At 51.0% G+C, this 21,171-nt stretch carries 20 protein-coding genes and 2 pseudogenes; 6 read left to right on the top strand and 16 right to left on the bottom strand.

Features of this window, described 5'->3' with window-relative positions:
• Nucleotides 1-90 precede the first annotated feature (90 nt).
• Entirely contained in the window at nt 91-1,263 is a 1,173-nt protein-coding gene (araJ, locus tag ACFK9X_RS06400; RefSeq protein ID WP_151115894.1) for an MFS transporter AraJ, read from the top strand.
• A 21-nt stretch (nt 1,264-1,284) separates the two neighbouring features.
• Here araJ and mak read toward each other — a convergent pair whose 3' ends face one another.
• The gene (gene mak / locus ACFK9X_RS06395; protein WP_001219276.1) at nt 1,285-2,193 is read right to left on the bottom strand and encodes a fructokinase; all 909 of its coding nucleotides are present in this window, start codon (nt 2,191-2,193) and stop codon (nt 1,285-1,287) included.
• Nucleotides 2,194-2,318: 125 nt separating this feature from the next.
• On the opposite strand from mak, the gene rdgC reads away from it, so the two are divergent.
• Nucleotides 2,319-3,230, top strand: a complete 912-nt coding sequence (gene rdgC / locus ACFK9X_RS06390; protein WP_000964305.1) for a recombination-associated protein RdgC — start codon at nt 2,319-2,321, stop codon at nt 3,228-3,230.
• Nucleotides 3,231-3,267: 37 nt separating this feature from the next.
• Here rdgC and ppnP read toward each other — a convergent pair whose 3' ends face one another.
• The 5 genes from ppnP to ACFK9X_RS06365 all read right to left on the bottom strand — a co-directional run bounded on the left by ppnP (nt 3,268) and on the right by ACFK9X_RS06365 (nt 5,954).
• Nucleotides 3,268-3,552, bottom strand: coding sequence for a pyrimidine/purine nucleoside phosphorylase (ppnP, locus tag ACFK9X_RS06385; RefSeq protein ID WP_000941953.1), 285 nt, complete (start codon nt 3,550-3,552; stop codon nt 3,268-3,270).
• Between the two features lie 70 nt (nt 3,553-3,622).
• A complete protein-coding gene (locus tag ACFK9X_RS06380) occupies nt 3,623-4,300 on the bottom strand; it encodes an AroM family protein (RefSeq protein ID WP_001276437.1) in 678 nt (225 codons plus the stop codon).
• A gap of 250 nt (nt 4,301-4,550) precedes the next feature.
• A complete protein-coding gene (gene yaiA / locus ACFK9X_RS06375) occupies nt 4,551-4,742 on the bottom strand; it encodes a protein YaiA (protein WP_001143161.1) in 192 nt (63 codons plus the stop codon).
• Between the two features lie 26 nt (nt 4,743-4,768).
• The gene (gene aroL, locus ACFK9X_RS06370) at nt 4,769-5,314 is read right to left on the bottom strand and encodes a shikimate kinase AroL (protein WP_000983570.1); all 546 of its coding nucleotides are present in this window, start codon (nt 5,312-5,314) and stop codon (nt 4,769-4,771) included.
• 184 nt (nt 5,315-5,498) lie between these two features.
• A complete protein-coding gene (locus ACFK9X_RS06365; protein ID WP_000158137.1) occupies nt 5,499-5,954 on the bottom strand; it encodes a YaiI/YqxD family protein in 456 nt (151 codons plus the stop codon).
• A gap of 139 nt (nt 5,955-6,093) precedes the next feature.
• Between ACFK9X_RS06365 and proC the strand changes: the two genes are divergently transcribed.
• Nucleotides 6,094-6,903, top strand: a complete 810-nt coding sequence (proC, locus tag ACFK9X_RS06360; RefSeq protein WP_000412193.1) for a pyrroline-5-carboxylate reductase — start codon at nt 6,094-6,096, stop codon at nt 6,901-6,903.
• Between the two features lie 14 nt (nt 6,904-6,917).
• Here the strand turns inward: proC and adrA are convergent, their stop codons facing one another.
• From adrA to ACFK9X_RS06335, 5 genes are all read right to left on the bottom strand, one after another.
• Complete coding sequence (gene adrA, locus ACFK9X_RS06355; RefSeq protein ID WP_000484089.1) at nt 6,918-8,030, bottom strand: diguanylate cyclase AdrA; 1,113 nt, start codon at nt 8,028-8,030, stop codon at nt 6,918-6,920.
• A gap of 91 nt (nt 8,031-8,121) precedes the next feature.
• Nucleotides 8,122-8,442 carry a phosphate starvation-inducible protein PsiF gene (psiF, locus tag ACFK9X_RS06350; protein WP_000705165.1) on the bottom strand — a complete coding sequence of 107 codons (321 nt, stop codon included), beginning with the start codon at nt 8,440-8,442 and terminating at the stop codon, nt 8,122-8,124.
• A gap of 351 nt (nt 8,443-8,793) precedes the next feature.
• Nucleotides 8,794-9,054: an anti-adapter protein IraP gene (gene iraP / locus ACFK9X_RS06345; protein WP_001518423.1), complete on the bottom strand. Its 261-nt coding sequence runs from the start codon at nt 9,052-9,054 to the stop codon at nt 8,794-8,796.
• A gap of 296 nt (nt 9,055-9,350) precedes the next feature.
• Complete coding sequence (locus ACFK9X_RS06340; RefSeq protein WP_151115892.1) at nt 9,351-10,562, bottom strand: multidrug efflux MFS transporter; 1,212 nt, start codon at nt 10,560-10,562, stop codon at nt 9,351-9,353.
• 168 nt (nt 10,563-10,730) lie between these two features.
• On the bottom strand, nt 10,731-11,444 hold the full coding sequence (locus tag ACFK9X_RS06335; protein WP_000480794.1) for an extensin family protein: 714 nt from the start codon (nt 11,442-11,444) through the stop codon (nt 10,731-10,733).
• Nucleotides 11,445-11,521: 77 nt separating this feature from the next.
• On the opposite strand from ACFK9X_RS06335, the gene ddlA reads away from it, so the two are divergent.
• Nucleotides 11,522-12,616 (top strand): D-alanine--D-alanine ligase, encoded by a 1,095-nt coding sequence (ddlA, locus tag ACFK9X_RS06330; protein ID WP_001096593.1) that lies wholly within the window; start codon nt 11,522-11,524, stop codon nt 12,614-12,616.
• A gap of 25 nt (nt 12,617-12,641) precedes the next feature.
• On the opposite strand, the gene ACFK9X_RS06325 is transcribed toward ddlA, so the two are convergent.
• Nucleotides 12,642-12,857, bottom strand: coding sequence for a DUF2754 family protein (locus ACFK9X_RS06325; protein WP_001239240.1), 216 nt, complete (start codon nt 12,855-12,857; stop codon nt 12,642-12,644).
• A 267-nt stretch (nt 12,858-13,124) separates the two neighbouring features.
• Between ACFK9X_RS06325 and ACFK9X_RS06320 the strand changes: the two genes are divergently transcribed.
• Nucleotides 13,125-13,433, top strand: coding sequence for a YaiY family protein (locus ACFK9X_RS06320; protein ID WP_000763139.1), 309 nt, complete (start codon nt 13,125-13,127; stop codon nt 13,431-13,433).
• Between the two features lie 37 nt (nt 13,434-13,470).
• Here the strand turns inward: ACFK9X_RS06320 and yaiW are convergent, their stop codons facing one another.
• Both yaiW and sbmA read right to left on the bottom strand, forming a co-directional pair.
• Entirely contained in the window at nt 13,471-14,565 is a 1,095-nt protein-coding gene (yaiW, locus tag ACFK9X_RS06315) for a surface-exposed outer membrane lipoprotein YaiW (RefSeq protein WP_151115890.1), read from the bottom strand.
• 14 nt (nt 14,566-14,579) lie between these two features.
• Entirely contained in the window at nt 14,580-15,800 is a 1,221-nt protein-coding gene (gene sbmA, locus ACFK9X_RS06310) for a peptide antibiotic transporter SbmA (protein ID WP_151117905.1), read from the bottom strand.
• Between the two features lie 346 nt (nt 15,801-16,146).
• Here sbmA and ampH point away from each other — a divergent pair.
• A pseudogene (gene ampH, locus ACFK9X_RS06305) lies at nt 16,147-17,304 on the top strand (D-alanyl-D-alanine-carboxypeptidase/endopeptidase AmpH).
• A gap of 44 nt (nt 17,305-17,348) precedes the next feature.
• Here ampH and iprA read toward each other — a convergent pair.
• Together iprA and ehaB are read right to left on the bottom strand one after the other, a co-directional pair.
• A pseudogene (gene iprA, locus ACFK9X_RS06300) lies at nt 17,349-17,972 on the bottom strand (hydrogen peroxide resistance inhibitor IprA).
• Nucleotides 17,973-18,057: 85 nt separating this feature from the next.
• Nucleotides 18,058-21,072 carry an autotransporter adhesin EhaB gene (ehaB, locus tag ACFK9X_RS06295; RefSeq protein WP_151115888.1) on the bottom strand — a complete coding sequence of 1,005 codons (3,015 nt, stop codon included), beginning with the start codon at nt 21,070-21,072 and terminating at the stop codon, nt 18,058-18,060.
• Nucleotides 21,073-21,171: the final 99 nt, after the last annotated feature.

The raw sequence follows: 21,171 nt of genomic DNA, 5'->3' as shown, positions 1-21,171 counted from the left end.
CCTCGCGCTTATCCGCAAGCTATACGTTGATTGGCTGTGACAATTCACAGCCACAGCGCGCAACATGCGCCTTTATTTTCGGCAGGTGGTATGAAAAAAGTTATTTTTTCTTTGGCGCTGGGTACGTTCGGACTGGGGATGGCCGAGTTTGGCATTATGGGCGTGCTGACGGAGCTGGCACGCGATGTCGGGATAACAATTCCCGCCGCCGGGCATATGATCTCGTTTTACGCCTTCGGCGTCGTGCTGGGCGCGCCTGTTATGGCGCTCTTTTCCAGCCGCTTTTCGCTTAAACATATACTGCTGTTTCTGGTCACGCTGTGCGTGATGGGCAATGCCATATTTACCTTTTCCTCGTCATATCTGATGCTCGCCGTCGGCAGACTGGTTTCCGGCTTTCCGCACGGCGCCTTTTTTGGCGTCGGCGCCATTGTCCTGTCAAAGATTATCCGCCCCGGGAAAGTCACCGCCGCCGTCGCGGGTATGGTTTCAGGGATGACGGTGGCGAATCTGGTGGGCATTCCGGTCGGCACTTACCTGAGCCAGGAATTTAGCTGGCGCTACACCTTTTTATTGATCGCGGTTTTCAACATCGCCGTGCTCACCGCGATTTTCTTCTGGGTGCCGGATATCCGTGACAAAGCCCAAGGCAGCCTGCGCGAGCAGTTCCACTTCTTGCGTAGTCCTGCGCCGTGGCTCATTTTCGCCGCCACGATGTTCGGCAATGCGGGCGTTTTTGCCTGGTTCGGCTATATCAAGCCATTTATGATGTACATCTCCGGTTTTTCGGAGACGAGCATGACGTTTATTATGATGCTGGTCGGGCTGGGGATGGTGTTAGGCAATCTGTTAAGCGGCAAACTCTCCGGCAGATATACGCCGCTGCGCATCGCGGTAGTGACTGACCTCGTTATCGTGCTCTCTCTCATGGCGCTCTTTTTCTTCAGCGGATACAAAACGGCATCGCTGACTTTCGCGTTTATCTGCTGCGCTGGTCTGTTTGCGCTCTCTGCGCCGCTGCAAATCCTGCTGCTGCAAAACGCCAAAGGCGGCGAACTGCTGGGCGCGGCGGGAGGGCAAATCGCGTTTAATCTCGGTAGCGCAATTGGCGCCTGGTGCGGCGGGCTGATGCTGACGCTAGGTTTTGCGTACCACTATGTGGCGCTTCCCGCCGCCCTGCTCTCGTTTGCCGCCATGTCGTCGTTGCTGGTATACGGACGTCTAAAACACAAGCAGCCATCGGTCACGCCGGTTGCCGGATGACGCGCCATCCGGCTAAAAACATTACGCCAGCGGCCACAGCCAGGCCGCGCCGCGCACGCCGCTTGAATCGCCATGCCGCGCCTTACGTACCGGCGTCTCGCACTCGCCGCCAAAAACAAACGATTTCATCAGCGACGGAACCGTCTTGTACAGGCGCTCAACATTGCTCATACCGCCGCCCAGCACAATGACATCCGGATCCAGAATATTCACGACATGAGATAATGCTTTCGCCAGCCGTAGCTCATAACGGCTTAACGCCAGTTCCGCCACGGCGTCCTGCGCGTCGACCAGACGAATAATCTCATCGCCTTTTAGCGTTTTACCGCTCAAACGCTGGTAATCCGTGGCGAATCCCGTACCGGAAATAAAGGTTTCGATACAGCCTTGTTTACCGCAATAACAGGGAATTTCTTCGCGGTAACGCAACTCATCGTCATCCATCCACGGCAACGGATTGTGACCCCATTCACCTGCCGTACCGTTGCCGCCGATGTGCGCCCGGCCATTTAGCGCTACGCCCGCGCCACACCCGGTACCGATAATCACCGCAAATACCGTTTGCGCCCCCGCCGCCGCGCCATCTACCGCCTCTGATACCGCCAGGCAATTGGCATCGTTGGCTAACCGCACTTCACGCTTCAGACGACGGCTCACATCGCTATCGAACGGCTGGCCGTTAAGCCACGTAGAGTTAGCGTTTTTTACCACGCCGGTGTAAGGCGAGAGAGAACCGGGAATGCCAATGCCAACGCTACCGGTCTGGCCGGTCGCCTGTTCCGCCATGTCGACCAGCGTAGCGATGGTTTCTATCGTTTGCTGATAATCCTCCCGCGGCGTAGGCAGACGATGGCGAAACCGCTGCTCTCCTGCATCATCAAGCGCAATGACTTCCGTTTTTGTGCCGCCTAAATCGATACCAATACGCACATACCGCTCCTCATTTTTTGGGAATATCAACAGGGTAGAATTCACCGTTCTGATTGGCAATGCAAGCCTGCCGACAATTCGTTACTATACCGCCTGGATTTAACGACAAGGCCGTGGAAATTATCATGCTGTGGTTCAAAAATTTAATGGTTTACCGTCTTAGCCGCGATATTACATTACGCGCCGAAGAGATGGAGAAACAGCTCGCCTCAATGACGTTTACCCCATGCGGTAGCCAGGATATGGCCAAAATGGGCTGGGTTCCGCCGATGGGCTCTCACAGCGATGCGTTAACGCACACCGCCAATGGCCAAATTATTATTTGCGCGCGCAAAGAAGAGAAAATCCTGCCATCGCCAGTGATCAAACAGGCTCTGGAGGCGAAAATCCAGAAACTGGAAGCCGATCAGGGACGCAAGCTGAAGAAGACGGAAAAAGATTCCCTGAAGGATGAAGTGTTGCATTCGTTGCTGCCGCGCGCGTTTAGCCGCTTCAGTCAGACAATGATGTGGATTGATACCGTTAACGGCCTGATTATGGTTGACTGCGCCAGCGCGAAAAAAGCGGAAGATACTTTGGCGCTACTGCGTAAAAGTCTTGGCTCGCTGCCGGTCGTCCCGCTGGCGCTGGAAAATCCGATTGAGCTGACGCTCACCGAGTGGGTGCGCTCCGGTACGGTCGCTCAGGGTTTCCAGTTGCTGGACGAAGCCGAATTGAAAGCGATGCTGGAAGATGGCGGCGTGATCCGCGCGAAAAAGCAGGATCTGGTCAGCGACGAGATCGCCGTTCATATTGAAGCGGGTAAAGTGGTCACGAAGCTGGCGCTCGACTGGCAGCAGCGTATTCAATTCGTCATGTGCGACGACGGCTCCATTAAGCGTCTGAAATTCTGCGATGAGCTGCGCGATCAGAACGAAGATATCGACCGGGAAGATTTTGCCCAACGTTTTGACGCGGACTTTATCCTGATGACCGGCGAGCTGGCGGCGCTGATTCAAAGCCTGGTGGAAGGATTAGGCGGCGAAGCGCAGCGCTAACCAGAGGGCCCCTCTCCGCCGGAGAGGGGACTCACCGTTACAAATAGCGGCACAGATACGAGGTGGGCTCAGCAACCTGGAGATGAAACTCGCTGTGGCCAGGCACGTTAAACACCTCACCGGCTGTATACACTTTCCATTCGACAGTTCCCGGCAACAGTACCTTCAACGCGCCGCTCACAACCGTCATCTCTTCGGGTTCGGCGGTGCCAAAGGTATACTCCCCTTCCGCCATCACACCAACGCTGGCCCGGCCGGTGCTACTGCTGGTAAATCCAATAGACTTCACTTTCCCGGAAAAGTATTCATTGCTTTGTAGCATAATCAGGCCCCGTCTCATTATTAAATTAACATCCAATATAGAGTCCTGACGTTCGGCCTGTCACGTAAAATTAGACAAGCAGTTCTGAAGCTAACCGCGCAATCAAAACATTAGAGAGTAAAACCGGCACATCCAGCGCCTGCTGTAAAATATCCCGATGACGCTGATGAAAACCCAGACAATCCAGCATAATGACGTCCGCGCCTTGATCCAGTAGCGCCTGCCCGGCATCAATTAACTGTTGCTCAGAACCGTGAACCGGATTCGCCAGCGAATACACCGGCGGCATTTGCAATACCTGCCATTTTTTCTCCTGGGCCGCCAGAAGTTCTGCAACAGGCACAATCACGCCCACCTGATGCCCATCCACAATAGAGGCGACAAGCGGTGGAATAATACGCAGCGGTTCAAGCAAAATAGAATTACGGGCTGCCATACTTTTAATCGCCGCGGTGCTCATCAGTATAATGACATCGTAACCCTGGTTATCCAGCACCTCGACAACGCTCTGTAAATCTCGCTCCACTTTCTGGCGGGAAACATGGGCTATCTGGTTATCATTCAGCAACGTCAAAAGCGGATCGTCGCCAGGCTCTACAGCGTAATCCGCCATAACGTCTTCCCGGCTCATTTTTCCCAGCAGGCTATGATGGGTGATGTGTTGTTCGTCGATGTATTCCGTCAGAAGCGGTAACACTTCGCTCATTGGCACAACGCCGATTGTGAGGATTGCCAACGACGCACTCATTTTTATTCCACCTTATTACTTCGTCGTAATTCCCGGGCAAATATTCACACGCTCACCGCGCTACCTGCCCTACAAATCTCAGAAAGCGTAGCAGCAGATGAGCAACGTATTGTGTAAAGATTCCAAATAACTCCAATATTGTATTGTTATCGCTTAATTTACGGTTTTAGTTGCCAGTATAAATGTTTCAAGAATGTGATGGAGATACAATTTAGGGGTACTCAGAATCCCTTCCGAGTGGTTCATGCGTCTATGATTTATCCGGATCTTCGTAACGTTTTTTCGCATCCATCGCTTCTTCTGCGGTCGGATGCTCGCTGATGAGCGAATCAGGTTTCGGATGATCAGCCCGTAGCTGATACCACGTCACCGTCTGGCCCGGCGTGCCTTTTTCAATGGTGACGATATAAGCTTCCCGCGGATAAGGTGGTCTGGTTGGCATAGCGTTTCCTTTATTCTGGGTGAGCGTTAAGTATAGACATCTCCCTGTAACCGTTGCGTCGAGGGCGGCAGCGCCGCAATAATTTCAGAAACGACCTGGGCCGGCGTTTTCGTCGCGTCAATAATGTAATGTGCCGTTTCGCGATACAACGCGTCACGCTGCTCAAGCACTTCCCGAACCTCTTCGCTCAACGGCTTGCCGGTGAGGGTCGGGCGCAGATCCGCTTCAGGTTCAGCCTCAAGCCGGTTAACCAGCGTGGATACCGGCGCGCACAGATAAATCACTACGCCAACACGGTGCATATAACGTCGGTTATACTCCGTGAGAATAATACCGCCCCCTGTCGCCACGACAGTCGAAGGCGCGCTTACCGCCTCCAGGGCCGCGGTTTCCCGGGCGCGGAACCCTCCCCAGCCTTCTTTTTCAACGATATCAGCGACGCTCATCTGCACGTGCGATTGCAGCCAGCGGTCGGTATCTGCAAACCGGAAACCGGTTGCCTGCGCCAGCGCCATACCGATGGTGGTTTTCCCACAGCCCCGCGGGCCAACAAGATAAAGAGGTTGCATCATAGCAGGCGTTCCCCCAGGAACTGCGCATACGCAGGATTTGATATCAGCAATGTTATAATCATATCATCTAACTAGTACAACGCATAAATGTAAATAATAATTTACACAAAGGTACTAAAGTCACAATATTAGTACTATAGCAAGAATCAGAAATGAATAAACTGTAAATTTTTCATTACAGGATTTATTTTTTACGCTGGCTTTCCAGCCACCACTTATCCAGCTCGGCGGCAAAATGCTGACGATCGCGCGGCGAGAGAGTGTTTGGCCCCCCCGTTTGTACGCCGCTGGCGCGTAGCGTGTCCATAAAGTCACGCATCGTCAGACGTTCGCGAATCGTGGCGTCGCTATAGCGTTCTCCCCGGGGATTAAGAGCCGCAGCGCCTTTTTCCAGCACTTCAGCCGCCAGCGGAATATCCGCGGTAATCACCAGATCGCCCGCTTCGCATTGACGCACGATTTCGTTATCCGCCACGTCAAACCCGGCGGCCACGCGAAGCGTGCGGATAAAACGCGAAGGCGGCACGCGCAAGGCCTGATTGGCAACCAGAATAAGCGGCAACTGCATCCGCTCGGCGGCGCGGTACAAAATTTCTTTAATGACATTCGGACACGCATCCGCATCCACCCAGATGGTCATAATGTCTCCCGTACGGTATACAATCTTTTATTGTCTCGCGCTTTTGTCTTTCATCAAAGTGCTGTTTCTCCTTCTGCCCGTTTTCAATCCGCGTTAAGCTAACCATTCCCCATAACACACAAACATAGGGAGTGACGAGATGGAGAAGAAAATCGGTTTTATTGGCTGCGGTAATATGGGCAAGGCTATTCTTGGCGGACTGATTGCCAGCGGTCAGGTACTTCCCGGTCAGATCTGGGTCTACACCCCCTCCCCCGATAAAGTTGCCGCCCTGCATGACCAGTACGGCATTAATGCGGCGCAAAGCGCGCAGGAGGTCGCTCAGGTCGCGGATATCGTTTTCGGCGCGGTAAAACCGGGCATTATGGTGAAAGTGCTCAGTGAAATCTCCTCCAGCCTGAACAAAGACTCGCTGGTGGTCTCTATCGCCGCAGGCGTAACGCTTGATCAGCTTGCGCGCGCGCTGGGACACGACCGTAAAATCATTCGCGCTATGCCGAATACGCCGTCGCTGGTCAACGCAGGAATGACCTCCGTCACGCCCAACGCGCTGGTCACACCGGAAGATACGGCTGATGTCCTGAATATTTTCCGCTGCTTTGGCGAGGCGGAAGTGATTGCTGAGCCGATGATCCATCCGGTGGTTGGCGTGAGCGGATCTTCGCCGGCCTATGTCTTTATGTTTATCGAGGCGATGGCGGACGCAGCCGTTCTTGGCGGTATGCCTCGCGCTCAGGCTTATAAATTCGCCGCGCAGGCCGTCATGGGGTCGGCGAAAATGGTACTCGAAACCGGAAAGCATCCCGGCGAACTGAAAGATATGGTGTGCTCGCCTGGCGGAACGACAATTGAAGCCGTACGCGTTCTGGAAGAACGTGGCTTCCGCGCTGCGGTAATAGAAGCGATGACGAAGTGTATGGAAAAATCAGAGGCGCTCAGTAAATCCTGAAGCCCGGCTGGACGTCATGCCGCCACTTCGGTGCGGTTACGTCCGGCATTCTTTGCTTTGTAAAGCGCCATATCCGCAGACTTTAACCATTCCCGATAATGACCGATTTGTGGCGTTAACGGCGCCACGCCCACGCTGATACGTAACATGACCTGCGGCGCGCCCGGCAAGCGTAAGGTATTTAGCCGTTCATGCACTCGCGACATGGCGGTAATCGCGCTGTCTGCCGGCGTTCCGCACATAATCACCGCAAATTCGTCGCCGCCAAAGCGCCCGATAATATCACTCCCGCGTAGCGTTATCTGTAATTGACGCGTCAGGGCGATAATAGCCTCATCCCCAACATCATGTCCCCAGGTGTCGTTAATGCTCTTAAAATGATCGATATCGATAATCAACAATGTCGCCTCCCGATGGTGGCGTCGGCTGTGATCGAATTCATTACGTAATAAAATTTCCCAGTGGCGTCGGTTATAGACGCCGGTCATGCCATCCCGCGAGCTCATCGCCTGCAAGCGTCGCTTATGTTCCGCTAATTTAATGGCCGTTTGGTAACTTACCCAGGCGAACAGAAGCGGATACAACATAATGACGGGCAAAGAGAGCGTGACTTCCAGCGACGAGCTTCGCATCGCGACGGGTAGCCCGGTAAGCTGCAACGTCACCAGACATGACGCCAGCAAAAGGCCCATTCCGACAGTGAATAGCCGCCGCCCGCCAGCGCCCATCAGATTCATGCTCATCATCATAAACAGCGCGGCGGCAGGCAACATATTGACGCCCATCAGCGCGATCCACATGCCGGAGAGGATCGCATCCACTTTCAGGTTGTAAATTTCCTGGCGTAGCGGATCAAGGGCTTTCGCCGCCCACTGCCATGCCAGATGCGGCCAGACAAAAGACCAGCCGACCAGCAATAGCCACCAGCCGCCAAAGACAGGTTGCGTCACTAACACGGCGGCCACCGGTAAAAACATCCCCCCTAACCCCACCGCACGCGGTAGCCTGATGCGCCGGGCGAAGCGCAACCCGGAGCGCTGACGATCATCAGGAGGGTCAGGCGGCGCTACCGCCTGTTCAACCGCTTTTCGGTAAAAATTTTCATCATTCATTATTTTTGGGAACATTTAGAAACAACTTTCCCAAATTATAGAAACAGAGCGCATGGAGGAAGTATGAAATTTCGGGTGAGTGTTTTTCAGGACTCACCCGATAGCACTACGCCGCTTTTTTCAGGCAGGCGCTCATAAACTTGCTACGGTCATCGCCTTTCAGTGATTGTTCCGTCGCCTGAACATTGCATTCACGCATTTTCTGCTGTTGCGGCGTCAGGCTTTTCTCGCCAGGGGCTGACTGACTGTTTTTCAGGCAGTCGCTAAGGTAGGTTTTACGCGCATCGCCTTTCAACGCTTGCGCTGTCGCCTGCTGATTACAGGTCGTCATGCGCTGCTGTTGCGGCGTTAACGGTTTCTCGGTTGCGCCGACGGCGGTTAAAAAGACCAGGCCAAAAAGTAAAGTCACCAGTAATGTTATTTTCATAGCACCATCCTTTTGTCAGTGTACACATTACACGTTGTCCCTTTGGGAAATATCCCAGGGACTTTATATAAGTCTGGCTGTTACTGGCAAAAATACCACCCGGCTGTAAAAGTATTACTTACCGTTAGCAATAGATGTTTTATTGATTGACAAACCGTAGGCTAATGTGCAATTCGATTATCCACAGTTACACTGGCAGGATGCAGAAGAACAGCGCATAACGTTACACTGTTATTACCATAGCCGCTTCGTTTTTATTTTGCTCTGTATTACCCAGAAGAAAATAAAAACGAAGCGGCTATGTTATTTCATAAAAGTAACGTTATAACAACTGTGTTGTTTTAAATACGATTAGTGCCGGGGGTGTCTCAGCAACTTTTTTACATATTGGCGCAGCAATTCCGTATCGTGATCAGGAACGCTGGCATCCGGCTTTACGCCTTCAAGTGCCCCCTCTACCTGACGTATCAACATCTCCTGCTCGTTTTGCGCCATGTTACGTAACATTGCTGTGACGATAATCTCTAACGCTTCTACCTGAGCAACCAGTTCTTTCGACTCTTCTTCTTTTTGGGCTAGCTTAAGCAACAACTCTGCTATGAGATTTTTCATGACCATATTTCCTTATTAGTTCCAGGGTGACGTTATCACTATGAAGAACCACTGCCTAGAGGCTGAAAGTACTATTTTTATGATACAGGAAGAACTTTACACAAATAATTATCACTGTCGCCGCAGCGAAACGTTTCTCAGACCGAAAACGAGACGATAATAAACCATCAAAAAACAATAATCACGCTATATCATAATTTAAGGTTATGCCATCTATAGAAAAACTTCACGGATAAAGAATATATCTTTTAATTTAAACCATATCGTAACGGCAGAAACGCCGTTACGATGCACCGCTATTGGCCTTTCGCTTTTTGCGCGTTACGCCGACGACGTAACGCCAGGGTCAGTTGCCCGATATTGATCAACACGATCGCCGCCGTAGCGATAAAAACCCAGCGGAAACCGGCCATCGCCGATACCGTCGCGCCCATCAACGGCCCAACCACGTTGCCCAGGTACATAAATGACTGGTTGTAGCCAAAAATACGTCCGGTAATTTGATCGCTGGAGTATTTCACCAATAACGTTTGTACGGCGGGTAACATCGCGCCATCGGCAAAGCCTAACAAGAAACGTAACAGCCCCAGCTGGAACGGCGTGGTGACCCAGGACATCGCGAAGAAAAGCAGCACTGCGCAGATAAGCGTGGCCATCAGAATTCTTTCCGTGCCGATTCTGTCGCCAAGTTTTCCCAGGCGAGGCGCGGAGATAAGCGCAGAGATACCGGGCACCGAGGCAATTAACTCGCTAAGAAAGGCGATGTTATTACTGTCCGGCATCATTGATTTGATAAACAGCGCCAGGATTGGACTGATGGAACCATTACAGAGTTGAATGACCATCGTGGTAAAAAACAAACTGATCACCAGCGCAGGATAAGGTAACGACGCAAAAACGGCTTTACCGCTCAGGCGTTCGCTTTTCTTGATGACCGGACGCACGCCTTCTTTAATTAAAAATAGCGTGACCAGAAAGCTCACCACCAACAGCATGGCGGTAATCAGAAATACCGCCCGCAGCCCGATATGATCCGCGACAAAGCCGCCCATTAACGGCCCGCCGATAACGCCGCTGATCTGCGCGGTAGAAAGCGTACTGAGCGCCCAGCCGCTACGTTCGCGTGGTACCTGAGAGGCTACCAGCGCCATGGCATTGGGGATATAGCCTGACGTTAACCCCATGATTCCGCGCAGCAGGAAAAGTTGCCAGACATGGGTCGCAAATGCCTGCAGGAGAATAGCTATCGCCATCCCGAGCGACGCGCGCAATAGCATCAGTTTACGCCCTTTACGATCGGCGAGACTGCCCCACATCGGCGACACAATGGCGGAAATAAGAAACGTGATGCTAAACGTTAACCCGGACCACATTGATAACGCTTCATGGGAAGAGACGCCAAGCTGGGAAATATAAAGGGGTAAGAATGGCAGGATTTGGCTGATTGCCAGCCCGGTAAAAAAACATCCAAACCAAACGGAAATTAGATTAACTTTCCAGGATTCCATAAGACTCGTAACGGTAAGTAGCTGAAAATACGCGTTAGCTTAGCAAGTTCTCTTTTTCCTGGTGGTTCCAGAGGTGCGATACGTCACACTTTGCTATTTTGTCTCCCCGCTCATCATTTTTGTGAAACATGTCACATTATATAGCCGCGCAAGGCAGACGTTTATGCTTTAACGACACACGCCGTAGCCCCGCATTCCAAGATGAAAATGGTTAGCATGCGCAGCGTTATAGTCAGGCCCGAGCCCATTGCCATAATAATGGCAACTGGCGTTTAACATAGCGCGTAACCAGGGCCCCGTCTCCTGACGCCCCCAGCCGCGCAGAACAGTGATTTTTCGGCCATCTGATAGCTGAAACCCGCTGACATCCAGCGCTTCTGCGCTGGCATGTTCACTGCGACGCGCATCCGGGCGGTGATAAATATTACGGCAGGCATAGCTACCCAGATGTTCGATGCGGGTCAGGCGGCGCTTCATCCACGTTTCTGTTAAAGGTTTTGCCTGCTGTTCGACAAACAGCGCGGAGCGCAGCGCCAACGGGCAGGAGGCTAAAAAACTGCTGCTCAGTTTGACCTGGCCAAAATCTCTGACGCGCACAACATGGGACAAGGGACATTCACCAGCGCTATCCGCAACAGGTTGTGATGAAATTAATCCCTGTTGATTGGCCGCCGTCAACAGCTCCCGGCACTGCGACGGCGTCAGGCGCTGTAGTTTGAAGGTAGTGATCCAGCCTGGCGGATCGGCAAGTTGTAGCGGAGCAAAAGGATTATAATAAGAGGGAAGATAACGATATCCCAGCCCGCCAATACCGCCCAACAGCACAATAATCAGAAAACCCTTACCTCTCACGCGGCCTCCGTTCTCACATCCCATAAACATTATGGCAGAACCCCGCGAAACCCGCGTTTTGTCGTGGTAATGTATACGCTTTGCATTCGATGGAATGGGTTTTTAAGATGGCGAAATTGCGGGTAGGAATAGTATTTGGCGGTAAGTCGGCGGAACATGAAGTGTCTTTGCAATCAGCGAAAAATATCGTTGATGCGATCGATAAAACCCGCTTCGACGTGGTGCTGTTAGGGATAGATAAGGCGGGACAATGGCATGTTAACGATGCGGAAAATTATTTGCAGAATGCAGACGATCCGGCACATATCGCGCTACGTCCTTCGGCAATCAGTCTGGCCCAGGTGCCTGGCAAACACCAACACCAATTGATTAACGCCCAGAACGGGCAGCCGCTACCGACGGTAGATGTTATTTTTCCTATCGTCCACGGTACGCTGGGCGAAGACGGCTCATTGCAGGGGATGCTACGCGTCGCAAACTTACCGTTTGTCGGTTCAGACGTGCTGAGCTCCGCAGCCTGCATGGATAAAGACGTCGCCAAACGACTGCTACGCGATGCAGGACTGAATATCGCCCCGTTTATTACACTCACCCGAACGAATCGTCACGCGTTTAGTTTTGCCGAGGTTGAATCCCGTCTGGGACTGCCGCTGTTCGTTAAGCCCGCCAATCAGGGCTCTTCGGTCGGCGTCAGTAAAGTCGCTAACGAAGCGCAATATCAGCAGGCGGTCGCGCTGGCTTTCGAATTCGATCATAAAGTGGTGGTGGAGCAAGGGATCAAAGGGCGCGAGATCGAATGCGCCGTATTAGGTAACGATAACCCACAGGCCAGCACCTGCGGCGAAATCGTACTGAATAGCGAATTTTACGCCTACGATACTAAGTATATTGATGATAACGGCGCACAAGTTGTCGTACCTGCGCAGCTCCCTTCCGGGGTGAATGACAAGATTCGCGCGATTGCGATCCAGGCTTATCAGACGCTGGGGTGCGCGGGTATGGCGCGTGTCGATGTCTTTTTAACGGCAGACAATGAGGTCGTGATTAACGAGATCAATACGCTGCCAGGTTTTACCAATATCAGTATGTATCCAAAACTCTGGCAGGCGAGCGGATTGGGCTATACCGATTTGATCAGCCGTCTGATTGAGCTGGCGCTGGAACGCCATACGGCGAATAATGCCTTAAAAACCACGATGTAATAGCGCACGCCCGATAGCGCAACGTTTATCGGGCGTCTTTTACCTCGTCATCTTCGCGCCGGCGAATGATGAACCCCGCCAGCCAGAAGCTAATAATCCACGTTACCAGCCCAACACCATAGGTTTGCCATCCTTTCGCCTCAAATCCCAGCAATCCTACGACGCCATTCAAAATAAAGATAAGGCCAATAGAGAAGGCATAGTAGTGCCAGTCACGACGAATTTTTACAGGCAAACGCATAACGACTCCGACGTATTAACAGCAACAAAAACGTATTTTTGCATACTTCTGGCGGGCGAGTCTGTGGGGGATACGGAATTTCTTAAATGTTAATTGATTTTGATAAAAGTGATCGTTTTGTGACAACTAACAAAAATTTACGCGATGGATACATTCCGTATGTGAAATTACCATGATTCTGATATTGACAAACACAATGACCTGTCAGACTTCACAGTAAGCCGATGGCATAACGCCAGATCGTAGCCGATCATCCTAGAGGTCTTTATGGCTGATTTCACTCTCTCAAAATCGCTGTTCAGCGGGAAGCATCGAGAAACCTCCTCTACGCCCGGAAATATTGCTTACGCCATATTTGTACTGTTTTGCTTCTGGGCCGGAGCGCAACTCTTAAACCTGCTGGTTCATGCGCCGGGCATCTATGAGCATCTGATGCAGGTACAGGATACAGGTCGACCGCGGGTAGAGATTGGGCTGGGCGTCGGGACGATTTTTGGCCTGGTGCCCTTCCTCACGGGCTGCCTCATTTTCGCCGTTATCGCCGCGTTTTTACGCTGGCGTCACCGTCACCAATAAACCTTAGCGCGCTGGAGAAAGTATCCCAGCGCGAAATTTATCGCCCCATACACCGCGCCCGCCGCTCATCAACTCGTTTAGCAAACCAGGCGGTCGTCAGCTTGCGTGTGATCTTCGGACTTTCCAGTTGAATACCGGGCAACATTTCCCGCGCAAGCGTCTTGCCCGTTTTGGCCTCGGCCAGTTTATAGACTTTCTTGTAGAGCGCCGTTTTTTCAAACGCCAGGCTATCGCCTTTCTCCAGTTGGCTGCGAATTTCACGCTCACTCATTCCCAACTGCCCTGCCAGTTTGCGCACCGCTAACTCTGTTTTGCCCGGTTCCTTGCTGTTATAACGAATCAGATCGCCATCCAGCGCCAGTTTTACCCCACTGGCTTTACTGACGGCATTCTGGAACGCAGCGTTACGGCTGGCGTACCATCCCGCGTTGAAGTCGGCGAAGCGGAAAACAGGCGCGCTGTAGTTCGCCGGGTAATTCAGCAAATGGTAAGTTCCAAACCACAACCCGCCACGGCGCGTAAAGACCTCCTGACGTACCGTACCCGCCATCTTCCACGGATAACCTTTCGCGTGCTGTTCGGCAAAGGCAATGCTGACCTGCATCGGGCCGCCCGTATGCACCGGGTTATATGAGCCAAATAGCGTCTGCCCCATCGGGACCATATTGATAAAATCGTCAAAAATAGCGCTAAGCTGTTTTTCGGTTTTTACCGTGTCCAGGCGTTCGCTATAGCTCTTGCCGTTGGGGGAGTTAATTTTCAGCGCGGTGTGCACCAGAAACAGCGGAATGTGTAGTCGTTCAGCGCGGCGATCAATCTCCTGCCAGGCGATTTTACTTAGCCCCGGCACGACAGGATCCGCCTGATAACCGGACTCCTGCTGGGCGACAGCCAGCACCGAACAGATATTTTCTACCGTCGGCGCCAGCCCCTGGCTCTTAAACGTTATCGCGATATCTTTCGCCCAGGCCTCTCTGTCTTTGACACTGGCCGGCATTTTCTGACGTACTACGCTTGCCACGTCGACAGGCTTCTCGCCCTTGCTCACCGGCTGCCCGGATTGACTACTACAGCCAGCCAATATGGCGACCGCCAGAAAAGGCAGAGGATAAAGACGGGACGCCGCCGACATAACGTTTCCTTCTGTTAGCTAAAAGAGTGGGTCACTTCCTGAACTGGCTGACCATCCAACTGACGTTCAAAGCTACGTAAACGTTTATAAATAGACATCAGCTCCACCAGCGTCGTCCAGGAGTTAATCAAATACTGGAACGAACCGCGCACCTGGCCAAACACGTTGGTGATTTGCGTCATCAGCCCCAGCGTAATCGTACCGGCAACAATGGAAGGAAACAGCAGGAACAAACCGAAAACGTTATCGACCTGCAAATAGAGAATGCGCGCGATGTTGAAATACATATAGTGAAAGTAGAGACGGAAGTAGTTATGGCGCACCGCGCTAAACAGTTCACGGACGGTGGGTGGCGTGGCGCGGCTGGCGTCATCTTCACCGTAGACCAGCTCCTTACGATAAGCGGCTTCCACTCGCTGATTTTTAAATTCCAGCCCCGGCAATTTGATCCCGACGACCGCCAGCAGGCCCGTCCCCATTAATGACCAGACTATAGCGGCAATGACCAGGCCGTAAGGGATATGTCCTACGATGGGTAAATCCGGCACATGCGCTGACAGGGTGACCAACACCGGCAGAAAGGCGATAAGCGTCATGATGGCATTGATAAAACTCACGCCCATATTCTCCAGTGTAGAGGCAAAACGCATGGTGTCTTCCTGCACACGCTGGGCAGCCCCTTCGATATGGCGCAGGTACTGCCAGTGCGCCATATAGTGCTCATTCATTGCGGTACGCCAGCGAAATACATAGTGGCTGACAAAGAAGTTGTTCAGCGCGCCGATCACCACGGCGATAAGCGCAATACCGAGAAACACCCCCACTTCATGATAAAATTGACCAAGAGTGACCTTGTGCGGCGAGCTGAGCGCCGTTTGAATCAAATCATAGAACGGCGCGTACCAGGCGTTAACCGCGACGCCAACCTCCACCAAAAACCAGGTGACAAAAATAATGAGCGAGGTGCCAAGTATCGACCAGTACTGCCAGCGGTGCGGGCTATAGATGAACCAGAACGTTGCAAATAATCCCACGCAAATCAGGTAATAAGCATAAAAAATCAGATAGTCCAGCGACCAGAAGCGCGCTGCGCTGATAGGTACTTCATCGGATGCCCCTACAAGTCGCGCCACCCAATCTCCTCCTCCCGCCTGCCAGAAAATGACGGCGATCAGCGCCCAAACAAACGCCGACATGAAAAACGGCCCTGGCTTTGGGAAAAAAGATTTAAACATCATGCTCTCCTGCTAACTTCTTATCTTTATTACGGCTGCTGTGACGGCGGCAATAGCACGCCATGCCCACGCAAATGAAAGGGCTAAACCAGGCATTGTGACCTACGTTGTGACGCTTAGTTCGCATTTCTGCTCAACAGAATTGTTTCGACGAGTTTCATACTCAGCAGGCACGCTGACGCTATCAGGTTATCACAAGCGCTTTATCACAAAAGTAAACATTCTCCATCACGAAAACCCGCCGTTACGTTTTTTCACCCACTTTTTTCTCTTTAACGTTTTGCAATGTGCCGCCGGGTAGTATAAATACGCATAACCACCGTTATTTCACTTATGGACATCACCGTTGAAACGTAGTCTGCTTTTTACTGCCATGCTGTTTGCGGCATCACTTACTTCTGTCCAGGCGGCTCAGCCGATTGCCGATCCGGTTTTTGCCTCTGATATCGTTGATCGTTATGCCGAGCATATCTTTTATGGTAGCGGCGCCACAGGCATGGCGCTGGTGGTGATCGACGGCAATCAACGCGTATTTCGTAGTTTCGGTGACACCAGACCGGGCAATAATGTTCGTCCACAGCTTGATTCGGTCATTCGTATCGCTTCGCTCACCAAGCTAATGACCAGTGAAATGTTGGTAAAATTGCTCGATCAGGGAACGGTAAAATTAAACGATCCTCTCAGCAAATATGCGCCTCCCGGCGCGCATGTCCCGACGTATCAAGGCACGCCGATTACGTTGGTCAACTTAGCGACCCATACCAGCGCGCTTCCGCGAGAACAGCCCGGCGGCGCGGCGCATCGTCCGGTATTTGTCTGGCCAACCCGCGAACAACGCTGGAGCTGGCTCTCCACAGCAACGTTAAAAGTCGCGCCAGGCTCGCAGGCGGCCTATTCCAATCTGGCGTTCGACCTGTTAGCCGACGCGCTGGCGACCGCCTCCGGCAAACCTTATACGCAACTGTTTGAAGAAAAGATTACCCGCCCGCTGGGAATGAAAGACACCACGTTTACCCCCTCTCCCGATCAGTGTAAACGTCTGATGGTGGCAGAAAAAGGCGCAAGCCCCTGTAATAATACGCTGGCTGCCATTGGCAGCGGCGGGGTCTATTCTACGCCAGGAGATATGATGCGCTGGATGCAACAGTATCTGTCTTCAGATTTTTATCACCGTAGCCATCAGGCCGATCGTATGCAAACGTTGATTTATCAGCGCACATAGTTAAAGAAAATCATCGGGATGGACGTACCGGGTAAAGCCGACGCGCTCGGTCTGGGCTGGGTCTATATGGCGCCAAAAGACGGACGTCCTGGCATTATCCAGAAAACAGGAGGCGGCGGCGGTTTTATTACCTATATGGCGATGATCCCGCAATATAATATTGGCGCTTTTGTGGTGGTAACCCGTTCCCCCCTCACTCGTTTTACCAATATGAGCGACGGGATTAACGATTTGGTTACTGAGCTAAGCGGCAATAAACCGATTGCTATTCCTGCATCCTGAGTCGTCGCGCCTCGCGCTATATCAGACGAGGCGCAACATTTTTGTTAATATTCGGAGGGCAAACGGTTAATACTGATCAGTTTGCCTTTATTCATTTCAATGTAATTACCCTTACGCAGGGCCGCGAGAACTTCCGCCACCACCGATCGCGATACGCGCTTTCGTTGATGAATATAATTCATAACACCAATACGTGAGCGAAGTTCTTCATCCCACTCAATCATTGTCATTAACGTCGCACGAATTTGGTCGTAAGAATTATTACCAATGAGCTGCTTGTCACGAAGTTCCAGTACCTGACTTTTCCATACTATCCAACAGAAGGCTTCACGCCACAGTTGGTTTTACTCAATGATGGCAAGAGTTTGTGATGATGAGAGGCGATAACCAATGCAACCGCTCTCCGCAATTAATTTATATTGTGCCTCTTTTTTCGCCACACCATCGGCTAAACCGAAAATAAAGGGGGCCTGCACAATACCAATAAGAACTTTATCACCGCGAACTAACGAAACAACCCCCTCTAAAATAACAAAGGTATGGGTATTACTTTCATCAGGTGAACAGATAATCTCTTTATCGTTAACAAACTCGAAACGCGTACCATGCTTAGAAAGGCATTTATCGAGTCTGTAGAATTCCTGTAGTGGCTTGCTTAAAGATAACATATGCATTCCTTGCAATAATGCCCGTCAAGTCCTTGACGGGCATTTTTCAGTTTAAATTACCTTTATTTCTCCTGAGAGAAAATGATTACCAGGTATATTTAACACCAACGTTTGCAGACCAGTCTTGATCAACATCACCGCCGCCGAGGTAGTTAGCATCGGTGTAGGCGCTGAAGTTCTTCGTGAAGCTGAACTGAGTACCCAGACCAACACGTACCGCAGAACCTTCTACGCCGTTGTCGATAGAGTCGCCGTTTACGTCAGCATCGTTGTTGGAGTCGTCGTAAACGTAAGCCAGTTTGAAGTACGGCGTCAACGCCTGATCTTCGCTGTAAGTGAAGGTATAACCTGCATCTACACCGAGTTCATAACGCATGCTGTCGTAAGACTGACCGTCAACTTTCATGTCGTTGCTCAGCTGGTAGTCATCGCCAGACTGGAACAGACCGGATACGCTGCCGTAAGGCGTTACGTAGCCTGCATCACCCAGCTTCAGATCATAACCCAGTTTCAAGCCGAAGCCCCAGGCGTCAGAAGAGGTGTTGCCGTCAACGTAAGTACCGTCGCTCATGTTAGCAGACAAATCGTTGTTGAAGTGAGAGTAGCTCAAGTTACCGTCAACAAAGATGTTGTTTGCGAAACGAGCGGAAGAGTAGATGTAGGCAGACTGGCTGTCCTGATCCACCTGACCGGTACGATCGCTCAGATCGCCTTTCGCGAAACCTGCTGCCGCACCAACGATCCACTTAGCGTTGTTACCGTCAACTTTGGTATCAACACCGACCATGATGCCATTAACATCCTGATCGTAGTTAATGGTGCCGTTGTCGCCGTTGAAGTTACCGCCGAAGTAGCTTACCCATGCGCCGCCGTTATCCGCCAGGCCATGACGAGCGTTGGTCAGACGAGTACCAACGGTGTCTTGTTCCAGGTTCCAGATATTGGTGTTCGCAGAAGGAATGCTCAGCGCCATGTTAGCGTAGTCGGTCAGTTCCATCTGTTCCAGCACGACAGTGTTGCCTTCCTGCTTAGCCTGATAGGTGTAAGCACCCAGGTCAGCTTTGTTTGCTGCAGAGAAGGTCGCGGTGCTGTTCTTATCGTTAACATAGATCAGCTCATTACCTTTATACTCCGCAACAGAACCCGCGCCAGTGGCGTTGTCGATACGCACTTTATAGTTACCGGTGGCAGCTGCAACATTGTCACCAACGTTATCAACTTCATCCTGACCTGCTTCCGTCTGGTCGGTATCGTAAGTATCGCCGTTACCGTTAATGGTCAAATGACCATCAGAGTTCATCGCAATCACGCCATAACCGTAGTTAGACTTAGTCGTGTCGTTAGTACGATCGTTAGTCAGGTCAGCATCCAGTACGAAACGGTTACTTTCGATGTTGAAGACACCAGCGTTCACATAACCGTTAGCATCGGTGTAGCTGGTCAGGTTCAGAGTATCAACCTGCAGCGCATTAGAAGCGCTATTACCAACATCCAGTACACCATTATTGGTTACGTTGATAGTGTTTGCGTACAGGGCAGCATCATTTACGCTCCAGCCAGCAGAAACATCATCAGCAATCGTAACGGTACTGTTATCGATAGACAGGGTATCAGTTGCAACATGACCATCTTCATTGATGTTCAGAGCAGAACCACCAGTCAGGCCGATAGTGTCAGAAACCAGAGTAGAATCAGCAACATTGACAACAGAACCACTATTGATACTCAGCGTATCAATCAGAGAAGTTTTAGTAGTGTCCCACTGTGATCCGGTATTCAGGGTCACGTTAAATAGGCCGCTCTGATAAACTTCGTTACCAACGATATGGTTATACTCACTGTAGTCAGTATAAATGTTATCAACACCTACAGTTGATAATGGCCACAGACTATTAGCTGCGATATCGATCAGAGTTGCAGTTGCCTCGGTACCTACAGCATAAGAATCGTAAACTCCATCCGGAGATGTGGCATCAAGAATACCGTCGCCGTTAGTATCTACAGTATATTCAAAAACACCGTCTCCATCGGCATCAGTATCAGTGTCTGTCATATGTACAGACATTGCTGCACCAACCCATTTGCTACCATTATTCAGGGTAACATCCATACGGTCAGTGCCATCCCAACCGTTCGTGTCGCGGTCAGCATCAGTATCACGATAGCTATCCGCTCCATTCGGGAAGAAGTTTTCATCGAAATTGCTGGAGAATACAACATCGCCCATCAGCGTGGAGTTGCTGAGGTTGACCGTCGTCTGCATTGCATTATCAGCATATGGGTGTGCAATTGCCGCAATCGCAATGTCATCAGCAGTATAAGAACCACTGTAATCGCTAGCGTTATTAGTATTACCAAACCAGCCGGAAGTACCTTCATCAGACAATGAACCAGAGGTTACGGTAGAATCAACAACATTGATTGTGTTATTAAATACTTCACTACTGTTTACGCCAGTGCTAACGGTGTTATCGTCGATATCTTCCCATTCGTAGCCCTGAGTCAGGGTAATACCAGCAACATGAGAATTATTTACAATAGACAGATCAACTTCCTGATCCAGTGTAATCGCGGTACCCATGCCATAAACATCAACAACATGTGTATCCGCAGTACCATCGGTATAGGTACCGTTATAGGTATAATGCTCGTAGTTGTCATCAATAGTAGAGTTATCAACGGTCAACGCCAGACGATCATATACATACCCGGTGTCACGATTTACGCAATCGGTACCCTCAAGACACGCGGAGGTAATCATACCGTGAATAGTACTGTTTTTAATTGTCAGGCTATTCGCATTAGTATTGGTAGTAACGCCATCATCCAGATAGTAGGTAGAAATAACGCCATTAACTCGCGCGTTATTGATTACAGGATAAATGTCACCGTTATAGTAACTATCAGTTGCGTAGTTGTTCCAACCTACATAGCCATCATAATAAACGTCATCAGCGTAGGTCGCATCGTTGTAGTGATGAAACGTATTGTAAGTGGTACCAGAAATATCATTAGTAGTAGCATTCGCCTGAGAAGTGATTGCCAGAGTGCAAGCCAATGCTAATTGTGAGACTACAAGTTTCTTTTTCCAGGAGTGCATTTGTCATCCCTCCTCAGGGACGTAATATAGTTGATCCATCAATTATCAATGCATAAAAACATACAGATGTTTAGCAAGAAGGATTATGCGGCGTCATTG

It is taken from the genome of Salmonella sp. WC3 (genome assembly GCF_042932255.1).
Classification (GTDB): Bacteria; Pseudomonadota; Gammaproteobacteria; order Enterobacterales; family Enterobacteriaceae; genus Salmonella; species Salmonella enterica.
This window is presented reverse-complemented; position numbering and strand designations above follow the sequence as displayed.